We start from the raw sequence: 21,366 nt of genomic DNA on the forward strand, positions 1-21,366 counted from the left end.
CTTTTTATAGTGTTTGCTAGTGTGCGAAATTTAAATTTAATGTTAAAATATAAACATTATGATAAATGATACAATTGCAGCTATTTCCTCAGGTGGAAAGATAAATCAAGCTATTTCAATAATTAGAGTTAGTGGTCACGATAGTATTGATATTGTTTCAAGAGTTTTTAAAGGTAAAATTGGAACAAATCAAACAATAACTTATGGCCATATTTTTGATAATAAGACTAATGAAATTGTTGATGAAGTTTTAGTGGCTTGATTTATTGGAAATAAGAATTTTACAGGTGAAAATACTGTTGAAATTAACTGTCATGGTGGTGTTTTAGTAACTAACCGAATCCTTGAGTTAATAATTGCAAATGGTGCACGAATGGCATTGCCTGGCGAATTTAGTAGACGTTCATTTTTAAATGGAAAAATGGACTTAATTAAAGCAGAAGCAATTAATGACCTAATTCATGCAAAAACACTTAAACAAAGTAAGTTAGCAATTAAGAAATTTGATGGAAAAACATCAGATATGATTAAGTCATTAATTGACCAATTGGCCTATTTGATAGGCCAAATGGAAATTAATATTGATTATCCCGAATATGATGATTTCGAAAATGTACTTACTAATGAGTTAACTAAAAAACTTGAAAAATTGCAAGAGCAACTAGGTTTAATTATCAAAGAAAGCGAAAATTCAAGACTTATTTTTGACGGTATCAAAGTTGCTATTTTAGGAAAGCCCAACGTTGGAAAAAGTTCATTATTAAACTGCTTGATTGATGAAGAAAAAGCAATTGTTAGTGATCAAGCCGGCACAACTAGAGATATAGTTGAAGCCACTTATCAAATTGATGGTTTATTATTCAAACTTGTTGACACTGCAGGCATTAGAAAAACAAGTCGCAAAATTGAAAAAATTGGTATTGAAAAATCATTTGAACAAATTGAAAAATGTGATGTAGTTATTCATGTTAATGAAGCAAATGTTGCAGAAAATGACTTTGATCAAAAAGTTCAAGAACTAGCCACAAAATTTAATAAGCCAGTTATTAAAGTTATCAATAAAGATGACTTATTAAAAACTAAACAAAAAAATGGGTTTGTTTACATAAGTGCAAAAAACAAAAACATTGAAGAACTTAGAAAAGCACTTGTAAACATTTTTGCTAAAAACGAAATTAACAACGAAGAGTATGTTGTTAATTCAAGACAACTAGCTTTAATTAAAAAAGCTTCATTAAGCATTAGCGATGCAATCAATTCCATTAATAGTGGAATTGATGTCGATGTTGTTATCATCGACATTCGTCAAGCTTGGTCATCATTAGTTGACATCTCAGGTCGAGCAGACAATGAATTGTTACTTGACGATATGTTTAAAAACTTTTGTTTAGGAAAATAAGAAAGGAGCAACAATGTCGCTTAAATATGTTGATGCACACACTCATCCATTAAAAGAATATTATGATGACAACTATCACGTGATTGAAAAAGCATATGCAAAAGGTGTTGCTGCTTTGTTAATAACAGGGTGCAATGAGCTAGAAAATGAAGAAGTAATTAAAATTGCTAGAAACTTTCATTATACTTTTCCAGTTATTGGCATTCATCCAAATGAAGCTAATGGCAAAATTGATGGTCAAATTATTGAAAGGCAATTAGATAGCTCAGTAGTTGCTATTGGTGAAATTGGTTTAGATTACTTCTATACACCTGAGAGAAGAAGTATTCAAATCGAATCACTGCATGCTCAAATTCAAGTTGCACTCAAGCATAATTTACCAGTTGTTATTCATATGCGAGATTCCTATGAAGACTTATATGAAATTATTAAGCAATATCACAAAGAAGTTAAATTCATGATCCACACATACAGTGGAAATTTATATTGAACAAAGAAATTTTACAAATTAGGTTGCTATTTTTCATTTAGTGGAGTAAGTACATATAAGAATGCAGCTGAAACAGTTGAGGTTATTGACTGAGTACCTGTTGAAAGAATTTTGACTGAAACCGATGCTCCATATCTTGCACCTGCTAACAAAAGAAGTAAAATTAATTATCCAAATTATGTAATTCATACTGCAAACTATATTGCTGGAATTAAAAAGATGTCAATTGAAAAATTTACTGATCAAGTTTTAAAAAATGCAAAGGAATTGTTTAAAATCAATGTTTCAAGAAAGTAAGATTAAAGCAAAAAAGAAGTATGGTCAAAATTTTTTAAATGATCAAAATACAATTAAAAAGATAATTGATATCATTAATCCTAAGGATCAAAAAATAATTGAAATTGGTCCTGGTAAGGGTGCATTAAGCAAGATTTTAAACCAGCAAGCAAGCGAGCTTGTGGCTTTTGAAATTGATACAGATATGGTCAATTATTTATTAAACAACGACATTTTAGATAACAATCAAATTGTCGTAGGAGACTTTTTGACAGCCGATTTGGGAAAATTTAAGGACTACATTGTAGTCGGCAATATTCCTTATTATATAACCAGCGATATTATTTTTAAATTGCTTGAAAACAGACATAATTTTAAAAAAGCAATTCTTATGGTACAAAATGAAGTTGCTCAAAGATTAGTAGCTAAGGTTAATGAAAGTGAATACAGCAAACTCTCAATCACGGTTCAATACTGTGCTGATGTTAAAAAAGAACTATTTGTTAAAAAAAGCCTTTTTGATCCAATTCCAAAAGTTGACTCAGCTATTGTTTCACTCACATTTAAGCAACAAAAAGATGACAATTTTGAAGAATTGAGCAAATTCTTCAAATTGTGTTTTCTTGCAAGAAGAAAAAAATTAACTTTTGCATTAGCAACAAAATATAGTAATGATAAAATTAAAGTTGCATATAGTAATTTAAATCTTAAGGAACTTGTAAGAATACAAGAGTTAGATTTAAATACAATATTAGCTTTATATGAGCAATTAGAAAAGTAGGAATAATGATCTTAGACCATGAATATGAAAAAGAATTAGTTGTAATTTGTAAAAATTACCATGAAGATGTTAAGTCATATAAAAATGCTAAAAGACTAATATTTGGTTTAGTTAGTTGTTGCTTTTTAATTTCGCTCATTATATTAGTATTTTGATTGTCTCTTTCATTAACTAAAGGTTTTAATTTTTTTAATGTTCCAGCATTAATAGGTATGTCATTATGCTTTGTTATATTTCTAGTCTTTGGAACAATGCAATTAGCAAGTTGGATATTAATCATCAAAGCCATAAAATACTATGAAACAGGCGAAAAAATAAAATCACTTAAATATTATAAGGCTTATTGTACAATGTCATTTAAACGCAAAAGCGACCTTAGAAACAAATATTTTGGCAATAAAAATAATAAATCAAATGACGCAAAATAATTAAGGGGCATTATGAAAAAAGTAACTATTATTGGAACTGGTGCTTGAGCAAGTGCTCTTGCAACAGTTCTAACTAAAAATAACAACAAAGTTCTTATGTGAGGTATTGATCAATTCGAAGTTGATTCAATCAATAAAGGTAAAAATCCAAAGTATTTTAGCAATACTTTATTTAATAATGCTTTTAATGTTAAAGCCACACTTGATTTAAAAGAAGCCTTATGTGATTTTGACTATTTACTTTTGGCTGTGCCTTCAAGTGCAATAGTTTCAGTTTTGAATCAAATCAAGAAAATAATTGGCAAAAAGAAAATTAATGTAATTAATGTTGCAAAAGGTATCGATGATGAATCAAAACAATTTTTCTCAGAAGTTTTAGTAAATCAATTTTCAGATAATCTAAAAAATTATTGTACCTTAATTGGTCCATCATTTGCAACTGAAGTTTTTGAAAATGTTTTAACAATGATCAATGTTGTAGGACCGAAAGTAAGTTATCTAAAAGAAATGTTGAAGTTGTTTAATAATGATACATTCAGACTTGTGCTTAATGAAAACGAACATGGTTCAGAGTTGTTTGCGGCACTAAAAAATGTTTTAGCAATTGGGATTGGTATGCTTGATTATTCACTTCCTTATCGTAATACAATGGCTGCTTTGCTTTCAATTGGCGTTAAAGAAATTCATATGGTTTACAAAGCAATTTTTCCTAATTCAAATGACAATATGGGTTTTGAGTTAGCAGGTATTGGCGATATATTTTTAACTTGTTCAAGTCCAAAAAGCCGTAACTTTTCTTTTGGTCGACAAGTTGCAGAATTTGGTCTTGAAGCAACACTAAAAGTCAATAATAAAACAATAGAAGGTTATCACGCAGCTAAAATTTTAGACAAAATACTAAGAAAAAATAAGGATTTAAAAACCGTGTTTTTAAGAAGTATTATTGATATTCTTCACAGAGGCAAAAAACCTGAACTTCTCCTCGATTTTGTCAAAACATATAACTAAAAATAGGTACTTTTGGTCAATTTTTATCCACAGCCATAGTTCATTTTTTTTATTTATTTAAAAAAATAATAGTTGTATAATTAATATGGTCGTTTTTGTTATATAATAGATTGCAGATGACACCATAGCCAAACGGCCAAGGCATGAGTCTGCAAAACTTTGATTACGGGTTCGAGTCCCGTTGGTGTCTCCATTTTGTACCCATAGCTCAACTGGACAGAGTGTCAGGTTACGGCCCTGAAGGTTGCGGGTTCGACTCCTGCTGGGTACGCCATTTCATTAAATTGACCAAAGTAGCTTAGGCTACTTTTATTTTTAAATTTTTATTCATTTTCCCTAAGTTAATGAACGAAATACTTACGTATCAAAAACTACATCAACCAATGATTATTCATCAATTGAGTTCAATATTTATTTTTAAACTTATTGTATATTCAACCAAGTAGTAGAGCAAATTATCTATTAAATAATACATTCAATTTAGCATTGCAGGACTCCATCAAAACAGTGTTGAAGCAATGTGGTAGACTTGAAAAATTGGGGCCATAATAATTCCTAATAGTAGCCCGAAATAGTTTCAATATTCACTTATGTAGAGCAGTAGCGGAACATTAAATAAATAGATTAGTGATGCCAGCATTAGCGTTTTTATAAAAGCATTATTTTTTTTGTTAGTAATTAATGGAACTAATAGCATTATTGCGAAAGTTGATGAAAAACTTAATATAAATGACATTGAAAATAAATAGTTATTCTTAATTAGAAATAAAATTAGAATAGCAATTATTAAGCCATCATATTTTTTAAACTTACCATTATTACTAAAAGGATTTTTTGAATTTTTGACCACTTGCATAATGTAAGCTCGCAGTGCTGATATTGGGTTAGAAAGCAAGGTTAAATAGTAGAAAATTAAAGCAAAAGCAATGTATTTGCTTTTAAGTTTAATTTTATCTAGAGGTTTTAATATTTTTAAAACCAAATAAAAGAGTAAGTCGAAGTGTAAACCTGAAATGACAATTAAGTGAACGATATTTAACCTGTTAACTTTTTCTAAGACTAACTCCCTTGAATCATATGAACCAAAGACAAGGAGTCTTCAATAAGAATCAAAGAGTTGACCATTATTTTTTGAATAGTTAATTATTGATTGTTCAATTGAATAATTTGCCTTATTTACAGTTAAAATGGTTGCTTTCTTTAATAAATAATTTATGTTATTTTGCAAGTAAAATGTTGCAATTTTACTCGAGTTAATTTCAACTGAATTTAATTCACCTTGGATTTCAATATTGTCTCCTAGACTTAGGGGTGTAGCATTTTTTAGCCCACTTGTATAAACTAGTATATTATTGTTATCATTTGAAATAACTAAATATTTTTCACTTAATGCACTTATTGATCCTCCAATTTTATAAAAACCTTTTTCATAATAAATTTTGCTTTTACTTAGGCTATAACTTAAATATAGACACAATACAATTGATGCTAATATTAAGAATTTAGGCTTTATTAATGCAATAGTTAAAATGTGAATTATAAATAAAATAACTCAAAAGATTTTACTTTCATAAGCATTAATAATTAAGTGCAATAATACAGGTGATAGAATAACAAAAAGCCAAAAACTTACAGAATTAAAATTGTTTTCAATTTCTCTAAGGTTAACTTGCCAATTCCTGATATATTTTTTAAATCGTTTCATGTAATATTGTTTTTTTCGTGTCTTAAATTAAGTATTTTAACTGCAATTGATTTCTTGATTTCAAAATCCATAAGAAGCTTCAAGTGATCATTATTTAAATTACTTCATTTTAGAAATGGCAGATTTGACTTTTTGTATGGAATGTAAATATTAAGATTTTCTTTTATTTCTTGTCTTAGATTGAAATTACTCAAATCTGCGTTTTCATAGACTTTTGCTATATTTAATAATTGTCTCAATGTTAATGGTTTATCAAAATAATAACTTTTAGCAAAAACTACAGCACCGGAAAGTTTAATGCTAAATTTTGCTTCATTTTTATGTTCGCTGTCATCAATTTTTGCTACTTTTGTTTTTTGAATATTAAAAGCAATTGTACTTGTTGAAATTACAATTGTTCCTGCTAGTATTGTTCCTAATATCATCTTTTTATATTTCATTCCACTTTATACTTTTTGTTTATTTTTCTATTTTTTTAATTTAGGAAAAACTTGGTATTTTTGGTCAATTTTTCCCAAATTTTTCCAACCTTAAAGCATTATGATAATAAAAAGGTAAGTTAAATTTTGAGGTATTTTATGCAAAAAAATAGAGGAATGTTACTTGAAAAAATAATCAACAAAACTATTGAATATTATTCAAAAAATAAGTTGGCCTACATTGAAAAGAAATCATTGCCAGTTAAATTCAAAAAAGTAAATAATGAACATCTTAAACTTGAAGAAGCATTTATTTTAAAGAGAAGTACAGTTGATTATATAGGCTGCTATAAAGGTTTCTTTGTGGCTTTTGAAGCTAAAAGTACAAATGAAAAGAGGTTACCAGCAAATAATATTGCAAGCCACCAAATTAAGTATTTGCTTGATATTGAAAGCAATCATGGACTTGCGTTCTTTATAGTGTTTTTTAGCTTTTGTGATGAATTTTATATTGTTAAAGCCAGTGAATTATTTAGCCATATGAACAAATCTATATCATATGAAGAAATAAAAAACATAGGTTTTAAAATCGAGTTAACCTATCCTGGAATAATCGATTTCTTACCCTATGTTCAAAATTTTTATTAGTTATCAATATTAGAAGTTTACGATTTCTCTTAAATATTTAGAAGGTGTGAATTTTACAACACGTTTTTCTGGAACTTGAATTGGTTCATTTGTGAAAGGATTAATTGTTTCACGTCCTCTTCTAATTTTTGTTTCAAATGTTCCTAAATCTGAAAGTTGAACTTTGTCTTCAGCAATAAGTTGTTCTTTTAAAACGAATAAGAAAGAATCAAAATATTTGTCTGCAACTCTTACAGGAACTTCCAACATATCAGCAACCTTTTGAATAAATTCTTTTTTAGTCATACTTTCCTTTCTTGACTTTGTTATACAATAATGATACTATATTTTTTAATAGTTTGTAATTTTTTTGCTTATTTATAGTGCAATAGGGAAAAAGTGAAAAAATCAAAAGTAATTACTTTTGATAAATAGTGATGCATTTTAGCCATAAATCTTAATAAAAAAATGGCCAAGTAGTAAGCCATTATTTTAATTATCTTCAACCTTTTCACGATATGGAATAACGTGAACGTGAGTGTGGAAAATTGTTTGGTCAGCAGCTTCACCGGTGTTAATTAATATTTTAAAACCAGGTATTTTTTTATCTAGCACTTGTTCTTTTCCAAGTTTGCGAGCCATATTTATCAGATATGCAGCAGTTTCATCATCCGCTTCTGTAATATTTCTACTGTGTTTTTTAGGAACCACTAAAAAGTGTCCAGGTTGAATAGGAAATTTATCATAGAAAGCAATGCATATATCATCTTCATAGATAATATTTGCTTCTGCTTTTTTATCAATAATTAATTGAAAAATATTTTGCATAATTCTCCTTTAATTATTTTTTGGTTTCGTCAAGACCATCAACAAATTTTTCACCTTTAAGAATTTCTTTTAAGGTTTCATTTTCTATCTTTAATTTGTAACCTAATTTAATAAATGCTTGTTCAGCTGTATCAACTAATGAAGAGTCTTTAAGTGTAAACAATAAACTTATTTTCTTAAGATACTTTTCATATTTAGTACCTTTGAAAGAAAGCAATTTAACTTTTTCTGTCTTCTTTTCATCAGCTTCTGTCGGTAGTTCAATTTCTGCCTGACCAATTGGTGCTATTTGATTAACATAAGCAACAATTATTTTTTTGTCAGCATTTGCACCTTGATAAGGATTGTAACCCTTAATAAAAAGTTGATCTGTTTTTTGAACCAATCTATCTTCGCTTGGTGCATAAAAACCAAATAATTTGCTTGCTTCGGTTTTAGTTAAATTCTTCTCATCTCACTTTAAATTATATTCACTAAAGTTTAAGTTGATTCCTTGGTAACCAAGCAATTGTTTTTCATCGTCATCACTGTCCGAAATTTTCTCTAGTTCACTTCGCTTTTTGTCCTTATCTTCACTATCATTCATAAATTCATTGAATGTGTCAATGCTTTTAATTGTTTTTTGTTGAGTAACAAAGAACGCTTCCTCAGAAGTAACACTTGTATTTGCTGTTTTTCTTCATAGTTGAACAGGTTTCTTTTCAAGAACGTATTTTGTTAAATTATAGTTTTCTAATTCATATTTTAAAAATGATGAATTATATTTAAATTTTTCGTAAAGTTTAGTTAATTTTTCTTTATCACTTATTTCAAAGTACTTTTGGACAAAAAGCAATTTTTGAACTTCGCTTCTGATTCCTGTTTTTTCAGCATTTCAAAGTATTTTAAATATTTCTTCACTTGGTATTTCTGAAGGCGTTAAGAACTTCATTTTTTTCTCTTGATCATCTGTAAAATAATTATTCTTTTTTCACTCTAGATTTTTCTTTGTGAAATAAAAACCATCTGCACCGTTCTTAAATATTTTTTCTTCTGCATAAACTTTAAATGCTTCATATGAGTCTTTATAAAGTTGAGAACTTGAATCGTTAAAGGTTTTTATGTATTCAGAATTATCCGTGTTATATGATGCTGTTACATTAATGTTATACAATGAAGCAAGTGTTACCTGTCTTCAGATATTTTTAATCTCTTCTTTTCTTTCAGCAGCTTTTAAAAAATTGTCTTGGATTTTCTTTTCAGGAGTTTCAACTTCTCGGCCACAACTAGCAGCAACAAGTGGAAAAGTAGTTAACAAACTAATACTTCCTAATGAGATTATTAATTTTTTATTTTTCATCAGTTGTCTCCTTTTTTTAATTAAAAACCTTTAAAATAGTCTTAAGTTTTTCATAAATAACTTTTGAAACTTCATCTGCATAACTATTATTGTTATTTGCAAAATAAACTTTGTGTCCATCTTTAATTTCAAGATCTTTATCTTTTTCATTTTTAGCACGTGTCTTAATTCAAGTTGTTAGTTTTTCATTAACATCTAATGCCTTTTGTTCTGCATCAATTAAGTATTTACCACTATTTAATTTCTCTAATTCTTCAATATCTTTTTCTGTATATTTAGTATCTTTTAACAATTTACCATTAGAATCTAGTGCATAGATATTATTTTGTTCTTTAAGGTATTTTACAAAGTCAGCATCATTTAACAAAACATTGTTAACATAATAATCAGATTTAAGATTTTTTGAAATAACACTTAAAGCATTGTATTTTGTTGTACTAATTGATTTATATTTTTTAGATAAAATGAAGTCATTTTTAAGAAGTTCAAGCATTTTTTTTCTGTTTTCTTCTTGTGGGCATTTGCTTCATCTTTTAGCACTTAATGATTCAGCATATACAATTGTTATACCTTTGCTGTTTAAATAAATGTATGCATTATTCATACCTTTAACTTTTCAAAATGTTCTAATTTTTTTATCATTGTCTTCAAAAGCCTTTGAAATTATTGGTGTAATTAATTCTTTAAGTTTATCATCATATAAACCAGTTTTTTTAGTATTGTCAAAGTCTCTAAAAATTTCAATTAATTTTTTATTGTAATCACCAACCTTTTTTCGCTTGTTGTCAATTGGTGTACTTTCATCATAACTTGCCTTTGCAGTTTTAAGGTCATTAAATTCCTTTTCAAGTGTATCTTGAATTTGTTTAAACATATCTTTTAAATCAAGCTCAGGAATTTGAAGTGCATTAGCAGCAGCACCAACATAATTTTTTTTATTATAAATTAAATCAGGTATTGCTATTAGCCCTTTAATAACTTCATCGTTGTTTGATTTTAGAATGTCACTTAATGAAAGTATACCTTTTGTTCCAAAATTATTTTTATATTCATCATCATCGGCAGCAATTCAACTTAAAAATGTTGTATAGTCAACAACTTCTTGTGGAAGATTAGTTGTGTCTGTTGCATCTTTGATTATTTTTGAATAATGAGAATATGACTTAAAGTCAGAAAAGATTTTTTCATATGATTGAGTTTGTTTATTCTTTTCATCAGCAGGGTAAAAATATAAAAGTTTTCTAAGAGCAGTTCTATCAATTGTTCATTCAGGTTCTTTTTCGCCTTTCTTGGCTAATTTAGTTGGTGCTACACCTGGAATTGTGAATTGTGTGAACACATAAGGGATGTCATTTTTGTAATATTCATCAATAAATGTACTTGCATCTTTATATTTTTTTGAAAAATCATAACTATTAGTTGTAAATGACATATATTCATCATTAACTTTGAAATAGTTTTTGTTTTCTTCATAATATTTAAAAACTTTTTCGCCCACATTAAATAAAACTTTACTTGTGTCTGGATTGCCTTCGTTGTCTAATTCATAGATTTTTTGGTTTGCCTTACGATTTGCAATTTTGCCAATATCAACTGTTGAAAGTTCAAACCTTCTCAATGCATCTTTTTCAATTGACTTAAAAATTTGGAAGTCAACAGCTTCCTCAATGTTTTTAGCTCCATTGTAATTAGAAACAAGAATTTTGTTAAATTCCTCTTCTCATTTGTTATATCCTGCTTGTTTTTTAAAGTTTTCTTGAATATCTAAAATTTTGTTTCTTTCTCTTGTTCTAAGTTCATCAACGGTTTTTAATTTGAATGAGTTTGTTTCTTCCTCATTTCCTTCTCTTGACATATTTCAAAGTCTTTGATATTCAGCTGATGCTTTAACTTCCTTGTCATACAAATAAAACATACCAAGTCTTCTTACTTGTTCAAGTATTTTTTTAGGATCTTTGGCATCTTCTTTTTTGTTTGCATTTTGAAGGTCTTTAATTGTAATTTTATGTTCAACGGTTGAACCAGGTAATTTAAATGTTAAAACAGCACTGTCTTCACTAAGTGCATATTTATATTTTGTCTTTGATGAATTGACAGCAACTGGAACTGTAATACCTGTAGCTATTGCACCGGTTAATAAAGTACCAATCAAAATACCTTTTCACTTTTTCTTCTTAGTACTTGGTTCATGATTCTTATTTTCGTGTTCAGCATTTTTTCTTGTTAAACGTTCGAAGAATGACTCTTTTCTTTTACCCATACTTCCTCCATTATCAAAATTTAATATTAATATTATATATTAAATTAAAAATAGCAATAATTTTCTATAAGGTTTGTATTATCTTATTTATAATATTTTTATGACTAAAGAAGAACTTTGAGAAACATGAGATGAACTAAAAAAAATTCTAATTGAAAACAAGATTCCATACTCGTTAAGTCCACTAACAGCAAGAACTATAGCCAAAAATGAGAAAATAAATTGTGAGAACTTTCGAATTTCAATTTGATTTAAAGATTTTTTCATTCTTAAATATTTAAATAATTTAAGTTTTTTAACAAATGAAGAAACAAACGAAAAGGATTTAAGTCCATTTTTCAAGTTCAAAAACCGTAGAATTTATTTTGATTTAATAGTTGGAACAACTAAGGAAAAATGTAACAAGTTATATAATTTTAAATTTCATAACAGATTATTATTTTGAGGCAAAAATAACACTAATTTATCAGCAAAAATTTTTGCAAAGAGATCAAAAATTTTAACACTGGACGAACTAATAAATTATCTCAATGAAGAAAGATTTTTGAGAATCATTGTGTTAGGTTCGAACCATGAAGACTTTAGATTTTTTTCAGATTTAAACTGAAAAACAGTTGAATATGTCAAAATTAATGATTACAATTTTCCAATATTCAAGCAATTTCTAAAAATTAATAAAGATTAAAAAAGCATAAAAAAAATATAAAAATAATTTTTTATAAATTTAAGTGCTTTTTTTAATTTTACAAAGTATTTGTAAGATAAAATATTAAATTTTTTGTATAATTTTCTTCTATTTTGTCCAATTTTTAAGGTTGTAAAATTATAGCCAAAACACATAAAAGTTTGGCTATTTTTTAATCAAAACAGCAAAAAAATGTGTTATTTTTTGTTTTTGTGTGTACAACATTAAGGTTTACCGCATTTTTAAATGTTAAATTACATTTTTTAAAATTTTGCATATTAAAACATACAACATCATTAAGAAGTTGCTTTTAATTAATTCATTTTGTCTTCAATCCTAAAGTTTTTTCATAACTTTTGGGGATTGACATCATTTGTTAATTTCTTTTTAAATATTCTTCAATCAACAAATAAATTGTTGATTGAAATAAAAAATAACTTATTTAATAAGTATTGAGCCGTTGGCTCTTATTAAGACCTGTCGGTCTTAAGAAGCAAAACTTCTTTTGTCTTGTCAGACAGGCTTTCTTCTTTTAAAAAAGAAGAAACAAGAAAAACTTACTTAAATGATTTGTAATTAGCGTCAATAAATTCCTTCATTTCTTTTGTAATATCATTTAACTTTTCAAGATTTTCACTTAATAGTTTTTAATAAATTCAATGTCTTTATTGTTTGGGTTTGCAGAATTCTTAAATATATTTTCAAGTTTTTCAAATGTACTGGATGTTCATGTTCTATTATGAAGCATGGTTTTAATTGTAGGCTCTTACACCTTGATGTTGTGGATCAAGATTTTTTGATATTGCATATACATCGATTGCACTCAATTCGTTTCCTTTCGGTACTCTGGCTTCATATTTTCTTTTCCCTCAACAAAGAATAATTTATTTTCAGGAGTTACCATAAGCTTTGCCTCTCCACTTTCAAACATAGAAACCCTAGCGCCATTATTATCAAATGGAGCAAGATATTTGTTGTCATATCTCACAGTATGATTAACTATTTTTCTTTTAATTACAAGATTCATCTCTTCTTCAAAAATTTCAGTATTTGGCTTTCTAAAAACATTTGATTTTTACTTACTGCTTCGGCCTTTTTAAATTGTTTGTTGTATTCATCAATTAAAAGTTCAATTTTTCCCAAAAAGTCTTCAAAACAGTTGATTCCGTTTGTATGAAAGAATGTTCCTATTCATCTTTGCAATGTTCAAAATGATCTTTCAACATTTGGTTTTGCCTTTGGATTGCTTGCTTGTTATAAGTTCAATTCCTCTTGCATTTAGTGCTTCTTCCATAGCTTGTTCTTGTACTATCTGAACCTCAAAAGTTCTTCTTCTATCCGTTATTATTACTTGTGGAATGCCATACCTTTTAAATAATTGTGTTAGAAGATTTTGATATCCAATTGTTGTTTCCTCAATGTCAATTCAGATTGCTAACAAACTTTTTGTTGCTCGCATCAACAACATTATAAATATGGTACTTCTTACTTTCTCCAAAAAGATGAAGTGGTGTTGCATCAATTTCAATAATTTGCCCAAAATCATAGTCAGAACTTTTATTTTGGTAAACACCTTTTAATGGATTTTTATTTAGAATTTTTCATAAATTTTAATAAACTGTGCCTCGATTTTAGAAATATCTTGACCGTTTTCTAAAAACATTCTTCTTCTCTTAAGCTCATTTTTTACTTTTCTCGTTGCATATGAACTGCAATAACCAAGTCTAAGCATTCTTTTATAAAAGGTAGTGAAAGGCAACAATTTTTTTCATCATTAGTAAGTCTCATTATTGTAAAAATGCAACAAGGCTACACTAAGATCACCTTTTGATATTTTCTCAATATGTTCCACTAATTCATAATATCTATTAGTTAAATCAATAATAACTGAATCACTTACTTTCACACCCCTAAGTTTATTTTTATTACCATGTGATATACTGATTGCATCTTGGTTATTTGTAGATGCAATCAATATTTGATTTCTATATCTTTTAATTGTTTTTGTTGATGTTCTACAACCCAATTTTCCTAATATTTTTGATATTTCGGCATTTGGTCTATTTCAATATTGTTGAATTTTTTAAATCTAAAATTTTTTTATCTTCATAATCAGTTGTTTTACCTGTATCAACTGCTTGAAATCTGGTTTTAATTACAAGATTTTCCATAATTTAAATTCTCCTTTTTAAAATAATAATTGAAACCTAAAAATGGACAAAATAAAAGATAAAAACAGGGTGGACAAAATAAAATAAAACCATTATGTAAGATAAAATATTAAATTTTTTGAAATAATAATTTATAATTTTACAATAATGTTAAATTTTAAGTGAGGATGAAGTGAAATACAAACGAATATTAGTAAAACTTTCAGGTGAAGGTTTAGTAAACAAACAAAAAAGTTTAGCAATTGATTATGATTTAGTTGAAAATATTGCTAAACAACTTAAAAAAATAATCGAAAAGAATGTACAAGTTAGTGTTGTTATTGGTGGTGGAAACTTTTGAAGAGGTGCTTCAGCCGAAAAGAATGGAATACCAAGAAACAGAGCTGATTACATTGGTATGCTAGCAACAATTATGAATGGTCTAGCACTTAAAAGTGGTTTTGAAAAAGTTGGTCTAAAAACCAGAATTCAATCATCAATTGCAATCGATCAAAAAGTTGCAGAAAATTATATAAATGAAAAAACACTTAAATATCTTGAAGAAGGTGAGGTTGTTATTTTTGTTGGTGGTACAGGAAGACCTTACTTTACAACAGACACAGCCGCAACACTTTTTGCATCCGAAATTAAGGCAGAAGTAATTTTGATGGGTAAAAATGGCGTTAGTGGAATTTATGACTCCGATCCAAAGAAAAATCCAAATGCCAAAAAATATGATGTTGTAACATATGATGAAATTTTAGATAAAAAATTACAAGTTATGGACTTGACAGCCACAAGTATGGCAAGAGATAACAACATTAACTTGATTGTGTTTAACATTAAAGAGAAAAATGCAATTGTTAATGCACTTGAAGGAAAGATGGAACTTACAGAGGTAATTAAATAATGGAACTAGATTTATATTTATTGGATTTCTTAGAAGAAGCAGAAAAAGCTATTAATCATTATGCATTTGAATTATCAAAAATATCGACAGGTCGTGCCAATCCACAAATTATCAAAGGTGTAAAAATTAATTATTACGATACATTAACACCTCTTGAAGAATTAGCAACCATTTCAGTACCTGAACCCCAACAATTGCTAATTAAACCTTTTGATGTTTCATGTAATCATGAGATTGCTAAATCGATCATGAATGCTAATTTAGGTTTAAATCCTGTTGATGAAGGTAATCAGGTAAGAATCACTTTTCCGCCACTTACAACTGAACGCCGTAAAGAAATGGTTAAAAACCTTGCAAAGCATACCGAAAATGCAAAAGTCGGAATTCGTAATGCAAGACAAAATGTTAACAAAGCAATCAAAAAGGATGAAGAATTATCAGAGGATCAAGAAAAGAAATTTTTAGAAGAAATTCAAAAAGAAGTAGACAAAAAAATTGAACACATTGATAAGATGACATCTAACAAAGAAAAAGACTTAATGAATATATAAGACTGTTTTATAGGCTTTTACAATTAATGTTAATATTTGCATAAGTGAGTCGCACATTCATAAATTGATATAATACAATTAAGGATAAACGATACAATGCTTTTAATCAAGAAACTTAAACCATATTTTGCTAAATATAAGAATTCGTTGGATAAAATTCATAATTTAATGTTATTAGATTGATTAATAGCATTACTTTTATTTGTGTTTATTTCAGCAATAACTATTCTATTACAATTCTTTTATGATTGAAAACTGCCTTTTATAAAGATAAATAGTTTTGCATTAACAATTATTTTATATCTTATTGTTACCATTGATACAATAGCAATATCAATTTTTCTTATAATAAAGAGATATTATCTTTATTGTTTCTTAGTTAATTTTGATAATAATTATCTTAAAAGTTATCAATGTATGCTTAAGCATTTATGAATAAACCTTAAATATAAAGAATATAAGGAACTTAAAAACTTGATTTTTGATATTGATGACAGTATTAAAGAATCTATTTTATCAGTTGCAAGCGATGAAAAAATTTCATTGTCTGAATCAACTGCACTTATGTGAAAACAACAAAACTTTTATCGTGAACCAGACAGATTGCATTTTATAAGTTGTGATAAAAAAACAAAAAATAATATTTTTAAAATTGGTGAATATAAAGCAATTATTAATAAAGAAAATCTCTTTGTGGGCCAAGTTAAAAATAATGAAATTGAAATAGAATATTCTAAATTAATACCATCTAACTACATAGAAAAAGTTAGAGGTATAAGCATTCCAAATGGATATTGACAAATGTCATCATCTATTTTCAGACTACTTCAATTTATTAATAATGATGAAGTAATTAGTGACTCAGTTTTATATTCGATTTTAAGTGACATAGGTTTTATTCTTTCAAAGTGAAAGAAATGAAAAATTAGCAAACTTAAAAACACCTTTGAATTATTTTTAATTTCAAATATGTTTTCAGCATTCTATGACAATTCAGAACATTTAAAATTCTCAATTAGAATACTTGATATTTATGAAAGCACAAAGCTTAAAAATATATTTACAGCACTTAAAAATAACTCAAAATTTGGCTTAAAATCACTTTATAATTTTTACGAAAAAGTCATTAAAAAAGTCATCTTCGACAAAAGTGTTGTTGACTTATCACAATCAATTAAAAACACAATTTTAGGTCGTGATATTATGCTTAATGAATATTATTCATCAACTTCGCTTAATGCTTTTGATAATGATACAATGTTTTTTAAGTTCAAAGATAGTAATGAATTGAGAAAATATTTAAACAAAGTTGAACCAACAAGAATTTATTTTGAATCAAGTAAAGTATTTCTTAATTATCTAGAGCCTAAATCAAATGAAACCCAAATTGATATTCGTTATGTTCTAACTAAACTTATTAATAACTATGTATAGATAATAAACAAAAGTGAAGCAAAATTGCTTCACTTTCAATTTTATTTTTTGTCTTTCTTGTCATCAAGTAGCATATAGCCATTAATTAAATCATCAATAAGAACATCTTTTCTTGTTTCATTTGGATTGAAGTTTCAATCATATTCATTTAAATAATACAAGTATGACATAACTTCATCTCTTTGATATGAAGTGTATGATTTTTTGTTTGAATTATATCCAGATAAGAAATCATCTAGTGCAACAAATTTATTATTAAATCCGATGATTTTTAGTTTATTTGCATAAATATCTTTTAACTCACTAAATTCATTTTTAAGGTTTTCAAATGATTGTCAAAAAGCTTTTTTAATTGTCTTTTTGAGTAGTAAGCTATATATTTTTTTACCAGCTGCTTTCATTGCAAAAGCATTAACAAAAACATAGAATCTTCAGAGTGCTTGATATGTCTTTGAATTTTGTTTAAGTTCTTTTAAACTTTCAAATGCTCTATTCTTTTCTTTGAGTTCGCTAAAATATGATTTAACAAAAGGTTCAATAAATACTTGGAGAACTTTTGAAACATTTTTACCTGATAATTTAAAAATGTTTCCAAGTCTAATTTTGATTTTCTTGTTTTTTTGACCAAATAAAATATTATATATGCCACCACTTTTTGGCGAAGATTCAAAAATCATATTGACTAAATCAACAAATAATTGTGGATTAATTTCATTGACAATATTTTTTAAACTCGTAATATAATCGATTACTCTTGAAATTTTAAATTTAACTCTTGAATTATATGTTGGAGCTGATAAACTACTTAGAACTATATTCTTAAGTTGCTCAACAAATTGCTCAATTTTTGATAATTCAGCTTTTTTTATGTGTGCAAAAATTGAATTAATTATATTGTCATAAGCATCAGATTTGACAAAACTCAGATTAAATTCCCTTAAAAAATCTTTGATTAAATTCAATTTATCATTCTCAATGTTTCATTTTCTCAATTTAAGAACTCAATATATTAGTTTACTTGTAACAATAAAAGTTTCATCAGCTTTAATAATGTCGCAAACTGAATTCTTAGAATTAATAAGAGAATCTTTTAGGTTATTTAGTTCATTAACAATTTTAACTTGTTTGTTTAATGAAGAAAGTTTCGCTTTTGTTTCGGGACACTTATCTAAGAATTCTTTAAAATTCTTACTTATGTTTAATCAACCTTTAACACTTGAATTATTTGCTAAAAGTTGTTTAGTTATAAAGTCATTAAGTGTTTTTTTAAATAAATCGTTAGTAAAAATACTTTCAATATGAATAGAAATATTTAGACTTTCTAATAACTTATGAATGTTTTCAAATTCATTTTTAAAGAACAAGAAAAGCGAGTCATGATATATGTTGTCTTTGGCAAAATTTCAGGTTTTTTTGATTATGTCATTATACAATTTTTGACTAATAATCCTGTTATATAGTATTTTTAGTAAATCAATTAATGTTTTTGCTGACTCAATTTCACTATAAGGAATTGAATAAATATCACAGATAACATCGATGATATTATTATAAAAAGAAAGTAATTTATAGCCTGAATTAATAAAGCGGTTTATTAATTTCTTATTTGCTAAGTCACCAAAACCATCAAGAATAAAGTTGCTTATGTTTTGAATAAGATCCTTATTTTCACGAAGCATTTTAACTATATTTTCATTTAATTTTTTTAAGATTGGAATATAAACTTTGTGTTTTTGACTAAATAAAATTTTAAATAATTTTAATATTGCACCATCAATGTCTTGGTCTTCAAGTTGTTTAAAGATTTTTTTAATCGAATCAAATAAAAGAAGAGAAAAGTTAATTTCTTTTAGTGAAACTTTAGATAAAAGATTTAAAAATCTTGTGCTTAAAATTTCAAAAAACTTATATTCATTTTCGAATTTATTATATCCATTTATTATGTCAAAAATTAGATTTCTAAATTCGTCCTTATCTATTCCTTCAAGGATAAAACCAGCTTTTTCATTAATAAAATTAGTAATTAATATTGCGATAATATTTTTAAATTTATCATCACTTAGTAACTCTTTTGAAACTGCTGAATTGATTTTTCTAATATTTTCAATATTTCTTTTACTAATAAAAATATTAAATAAGTCTTTAAATTTAACTACATCATTGTAGTTACTTGAGTCATTGGCAAAATCACTAAAAGCCTCAATTAACTTGTTTTTAAGTTGCTTTTTATTAAAGACAACAACAATTAAATCAAGTAGTAAATCTTTAGAAAGAATTCTTCTTAGTGATGGATTTAAAAATTTGTATAAGTAGTTAACTAGTGGTTCAATATGAGTGTTATTTATTTCTGAATTAATAATATTAATAATTAATTTTTTAACAATTAATTTAAGTTCAAGGTTTTCGCTTTTGAATATATTTGCCGGGAAAAATGAAATTATTAATTTAACTATTTTTTCTTCATCAAAAAATGTATTGCAAATAATTCTTAATAAATTATTCCAATTATTATTTTTTTCAGAAGCATCAATAGAATTTAAGAAATTGTTTTGGATTGTTATTAGGAAAGAAGACAAAAATTTGTTTCTCATAACCCATGACTTAAGTTGTTCAAAACCTGAATTTTTATTGTTTAAAAAATAGTTACTTAATTCATGGTCAGGGTCAATCTTATCATAGAATTTTTGTCTTCACAAAATATTAATAGTTTCAAAAACTGCATTACTAAATCTCGCTTCAGTTAAAACCCTTTGCTCATAGTTAAGTTCGCTAAATTTATCTTCAACTGCTTTATAAAACTTATCTCTTTCAAGTAAAAATTTTTCACTATCTTTTGTAAATCTTTTCTCAAAGATTTCAAAAGGATCTTGGTTGATTTCAATTCTGCACTTAAATGTATCTTGGTCTCGATCAAGAAACTCTTTTGGTCAAGGTAATTTTGAGTACTGGTCTTTAATTTTGTCCCTGTCAATAAGCAATTTAATAAAAAGATCAATAGCCATCTTTTTATAGCCAACAATTGATGGATGGATATCAAACATTAAAGGAGTAAGAATTCTTAAATTCTTACTTCAGTAGTTTTCTTCAAAAATTTCGATATAGTTGACATTATTTTCGAGTGCAATTTCTTTAATTGCTTCATTAAGTTCCTCAAAAATAGATCTTCCATTTTTATCTAATATACCTTCTTCTTTAAGTTTTTCTTCAAATGCAGAAAGTATAATAGCAAAAGGTTTTGGATAGCCTACAAAAATTAGATTTGCATTTGGATTGATTTTTTTAATATGATTAATTATTTTAATTTCTTCATTTTTAATGTCTTGTAGAATTTCATCCTTAACTCTTACAATTTGGTCCATTAAGAAATTGAAGCCTAAGCCTTTTTTAAAGCCCTTTACGATTGTTTGAGGTAAATTAGATCTAACTAATTTCATGAATAGTAGAATAAAGAAATCAATTCCACCTAAGCTTATTGTTATAAGATTAGACTCATTAATTTTTTTAACTAAATTTTGATAATATGACTCTAAATCTGCATCAAAAAAGTAATGCATCTTTATTTTACGAAGAGGATCTAGTTGATCATATTTGTGTTCAAACAAGTAGTTTCAGTCTCAAAATGTACAACCACTGATTGCATAATTATAAAAACTTTCGAAACGTTCTTTAAATGTATCTAATAAAAATCAAGATAAATAAGTTGAATAAGAAATGCCTGATAATTCTCCATTTTCAAACTTTCCTGGGTAGTCTTTGTCTAAACTACCATCTCAACCAGCACTTACCGAGTCACCAAGTGTCAAAAGCTTAATATTTTCATCAAGTTTAATTATTTTTTGACTAACAACTTTTGTCTTTTTTGACTTTAATTTTTTAGTTTCTTTTTTTGTATATTGTTTTTTATATTCTAGTGTTAAATCCCTTAGTTTATGACCAAAACGTCTTAAAATTTCATAAATAATTTTCATAATAGGAAAATTATAATAATTTAATTTAAAAATTAAAAAAATATTGTACAAAGTAGGCAAATTTCGATATCAATTTAGAATTATTAAACCTGATTTTTTACAAAATTA

General features: G+C 26.6%; 21 protein-coding genes and 2 tRNA genes. 12 read left to right on the forward strand and 11 right to left on the reverse strand.

The annotated features are described in order from the left end of the window. Window positions 1-58 precede the first annotated feature (58 nt). The 7 genes from mnmE (at window position 59) to NPA07_RS01335 (ending at window position 4,656) form a co-directional block, all read left to right on the forward strand. The gene (gene mnmE, locus NPA07_RS01305) at window positions 59-1,399 is read left to right on the forward strand and encodes a tRNA uridine-5-carboxymethylaminomethyl(34) synthesis GTPase MnmE (protein WP_126118002.1); all 1,341 of its coding nucleotides are present in this window, start codon (window positions 59-61) and stop codon (window positions 1,397-1,399) included. A 13-nt stretch (window positions 1,400-1,412) separates the two neighbouring features. Then, window positions 1,413-2,186, forward strand: a complete 774-nt coding sequence (locus NPA07_RS01310; RefSeq protein ID WP_126118001.1) for a TatD family hydrolase — start codon at window positions 1,413-1,415, stop codon at window positions 2,184-2,186. Continuing rightward, window positions 2,170-2,946, forward strand: a complete 777-nt coding sequence (gene rsmA, locus NPA07_RS01315) for a 16S rRNA (adenine(1518)-N(6)/adenine(1519)-N(6))-dimethyltransferase RsmA (protein WP_126118000.1) — start codon at window positions 2,170-2,172, stop codon at window positions 2,944-2,946. The genes NPA07_RS01310 and rsmA overlap by 17 nt, the downstream gene beginning before the upstream one ends. 5 nt (window positions 2,947-2,951) lie before the next feature. Next, window positions 2,952-3,374 (forward strand): hypothetical protein, encoded by a 423-nt coding sequence (locus NPA07_RS01320; protein WP_126117999.1) that lies wholly within the window; start codon window positions 2,952-2,954, stop codon window positions 3,372-3,374. A gap of 12 nt (window positions 3,375-3,386) precedes the next feature. Further along, window positions 3,387-4,382: an NAD(P)H-dependent glycerol-3-phosphate dehydrogenase gene (locus tag NPA07_RS01325; protein WP_174705413.1), complete on the forward strand. Its 996-nt coding sequence runs from the start codon at window positions 3,387-3,389 to the stop codon at window positions 4,380-4,382. A gap of 118 nt (window positions 4,383-4,500) precedes the next feature. Next, window positions 4,501-4,575, forward strand: a tRNA-Cys gene (locus tag NPA07_RS01330). 4 nt (window positions 4,576-4,579) lie between these two features. After that, window positions 4,580-4,656, forward strand: a tRNA-Arg gene (locus tag NPA07_RS01335). A 24-nt stretch (window positions 4,657-4,680) separates the two neighbouring features. Here NPA07_RS01335 and NPA07_RS01340 read toward each other — a convergent pair. Together NPA07_RS01340 and NPA07_RS01345 are read right to left on the reverse strand one after the other, a co-directional pair. Then, window positions 4,681-6,087, reverse strand: a complete 1,407-nt coding sequence (locus tag NPA07_RS01340; RefSeq protein ID WP_408634421.1) for an MAG0480 family ComEC-like protein — start codon at window positions 6,085-6,087, stop codon at window positions 4,681-4,683. Beyond that, on the reverse strand, window positions 6,012-6,527 hold the full coding sequence (locus NPA07_RS01345; RefSeq protein WP_126117997.1) for an MAG0490 family ComEA-like DNA-binding protein: 516 nt from the start codon (window positions 6,525-6,527) through the stop codon (window positions 6,012-6,014). Before NPA07_RS01345 ends, NPA07_RS01340 begins: the two co-directional genes overlap by 76 nt. A 138-nt stretch (window positions 6,528-6,665) precedes the next feature. On the opposite strand from NPA07_RS01345, the gene recU reads away from it, so the two are divergent. Next, complete coding sequence (recU, locus tag NPA07_RS01350; RefSeq protein ID WP_126117996.1) at window positions 6,666-7,154, forward strand: Holliday junction resolvase RecU; 489 nt, start codon at window positions 6,666-6,668, stop codon at window positions 7,152-7,154. A gap of 9 nt (window positions 7,155-7,163) precedes the next feature. Here recU and NPA07_RS01355 read toward each other — a convergent pair whose 3' ends face one another. The 4 genes from NPA07_RS01355 to NPA07_RS01370 all read right to left on the reverse strand — a co-directional run bounded on the left by NPA07_RS01355 (window position 7,164) and on the right by NPA07_RS01370 (window position 11,560). Then, the gene (locus NPA07_RS01355; protein WP_126117995.1) at window positions 7,164-7,439 is read right to left on the reverse strand and encodes an HU family DNA-binding protein; all 276 of its coding nucleotides are present in this window, start codon (window positions 7,437-7,439) and stop codon (window positions 7,164-7,166) included. Window positions 7,440-7,625: 186 nt separating this feature from the next. Further along, window positions 7,626-7,961, reverse strand: coding sequence for a histidine triad protein HinT (gene hinT, locus NPA07_RS01360; protein WP_126117994.1), 336 nt, complete (start codon window positions 7,959-7,961; stop codon window positions 7,626-7,628). A gap of 13 nt (window positions 7,962-7,974) precedes the next feature. Beyond that, window positions 7,975-9,300, reverse strand: a complete 1,326-nt coding sequence (locus NPA07_RS01365; RefSeq protein WP_126117993.1) for a HinT-interacting membrane complex lipoprotein P60 — start codon at window positions 9,298-9,300, stop codon at window positions 7,975-7,977. A gap of 16 nt (window positions 9,301-9,316) precedes the next feature. Continuing rightward, window positions 9,317-11,560 carry a HinT-interacting membrane complex protein P80 gene (locus NPA07_RS01370; protein WP_126117992.1) on the reverse strand — a complete coding sequence of 748 codons (2,244 nt, stop codon included), beginning with the start codon at window positions 11,558-11,560 and terminating at the stop codon, window positions 9,317-9,319. 100 nt (window positions 11,561-11,660) lie between these two features. Here NPA07_RS01370 and NPA07_RS01375 point away from each other — a divergent pair, with 100 nt between their 5' ends. Further along, on the forward strand, window positions 11,661-12,245 hold the full coding sequence (locus NPA07_RS01375; protein ID WP_126117991.1) for a hypothetical protein: 585 nt from the start codon (window positions 11,661-11,663) through the stop codon (window positions 12,243-12,245). A 766-nt stretch (window positions 12,246-13,011) separates the two neighbouring features. Here NPA07_RS01375 and NPA07_RS01380 read toward each other — a convergent pair. The 4 genes from NPA07_RS01380 to NPA07_RS01395 all read right to left on the reverse strand — a co-directional run bounded on the left by NPA07_RS01380 (window position 13,012) and on the right by NPA07_RS01395 (window position 14,271). Beyond that, a complete protein-coding gene (locus NPA07_RS01380) occupies window positions 13,012-13,272 on the reverse strand; it encodes a hypothetical protein (RefSeq protein WP_256553171.1) in 261 nt (86 codons plus the stop codon). A 69-nt stretch (window positions 13,273-13,341) separates the two neighbouring features. Further along, window positions 13,342-13,704, reverse strand: a complete 363-nt coding sequence (locus NPA07_RS01385; protein WP_256553251.1) for a hypothetical protein — start codon at window positions 13,702-13,704, stop codon at window positions 13,342-13,344. Between the two features lie 132 nt (window positions 13,705-13,836). Continuing rightward, window positions 13,837-13,977 carry a hypothetical protein gene (locus NPA07_RS01390; protein ID WP_256553252.1) on the reverse strand — a complete coding sequence of 47 codons (141 nt, stop codon included), beginning with the start codon at window positions 13,975-13,977 and terminating at the stop codon, window positions 13,837-13,839. 42 nt (window positions 13,978-14,019) lie between these two features. Next, window positions 14,020-14,271 (reverse strand): hypothetical protein, encoded by a 252-nt coding sequence (locus NPA07_RS01395; RefSeq protein WP_256553103.1) that lies wholly within the window; start codon window positions 14,269-14,271, stop codon window positions 14,020-14,022. 317 nt (window positions 14,272-14,588) lie between these two features. Between NPA07_RS01395 and pyrH the strand changes: the two genes are divergently transcribed. From pyrH to NPA07_RS01410, 3 genes are all read left to right on the forward strand, one after another. Further along, a complete protein-coding gene (gene pyrH, locus NPA07_RS01400; protein ID WP_126117990.1) occupies window positions 14,589-15,305 on the forward strand; it encodes a UMP kinase in 717 nt (238 codons plus the stop codon). Continuing rightward, window positions 15,305-15,856 carry a ribosome recycling factor gene (gene frr / locus NPA07_RS01405; RefSeq protein ID WP_126117989.1) on the forward strand — a complete coding sequence of 184 codons (552 nt, stop codon included), beginning with the start codon at window positions 15,305-15,307 and terminating at the stop codon, window positions 15,854-15,856. Before pyrH ends, frr begins: the two co-directional genes overlap by 1 nt. 96 nt (window positions 15,857-15,952) lie before the next feature. Further along, on the forward strand, window positions 15,953-17,290 hold the full coding sequence (locus NPA07_RS01410; RefSeq protein WP_126117988.1) for an MAG4530 family protein: 1,338 nt from the start codon (window positions 15,953-15,955) through the stop codon (window positions 17,288-17,290). Window positions 17,291-17,331: 41 nt separating this feature from the next. Here the strand turns inward: NPA07_RS01410 and NPA07_RS01415 are convergent, their stop codons facing one another. After that, complete coding sequence (locus NPA07_RS01415) at window positions 17,332-21,258, reverse strand: SGNH/GDSL hydrolase family protein (protein WP_126117987.1); 3,927 nt, start codon at window positions 21,256-21,258, stop codon at window positions 17,332-17,334. Between the last annotated feature and the right edge of the window lie 108 nt (window positions 21,259-21,366).

The organism is Mycoplasmopsis caviae (assembly GCF_024498215.1).
In the GTDB taxonomy this organism is placed as follows: domain Bacteria; phylum Bacillota_I; class Bacilli_A; order Mycoplasmatales; family Metamycoplasmataceae; genus Mycoplasmopsis; species Mycoplasmopsis caviae.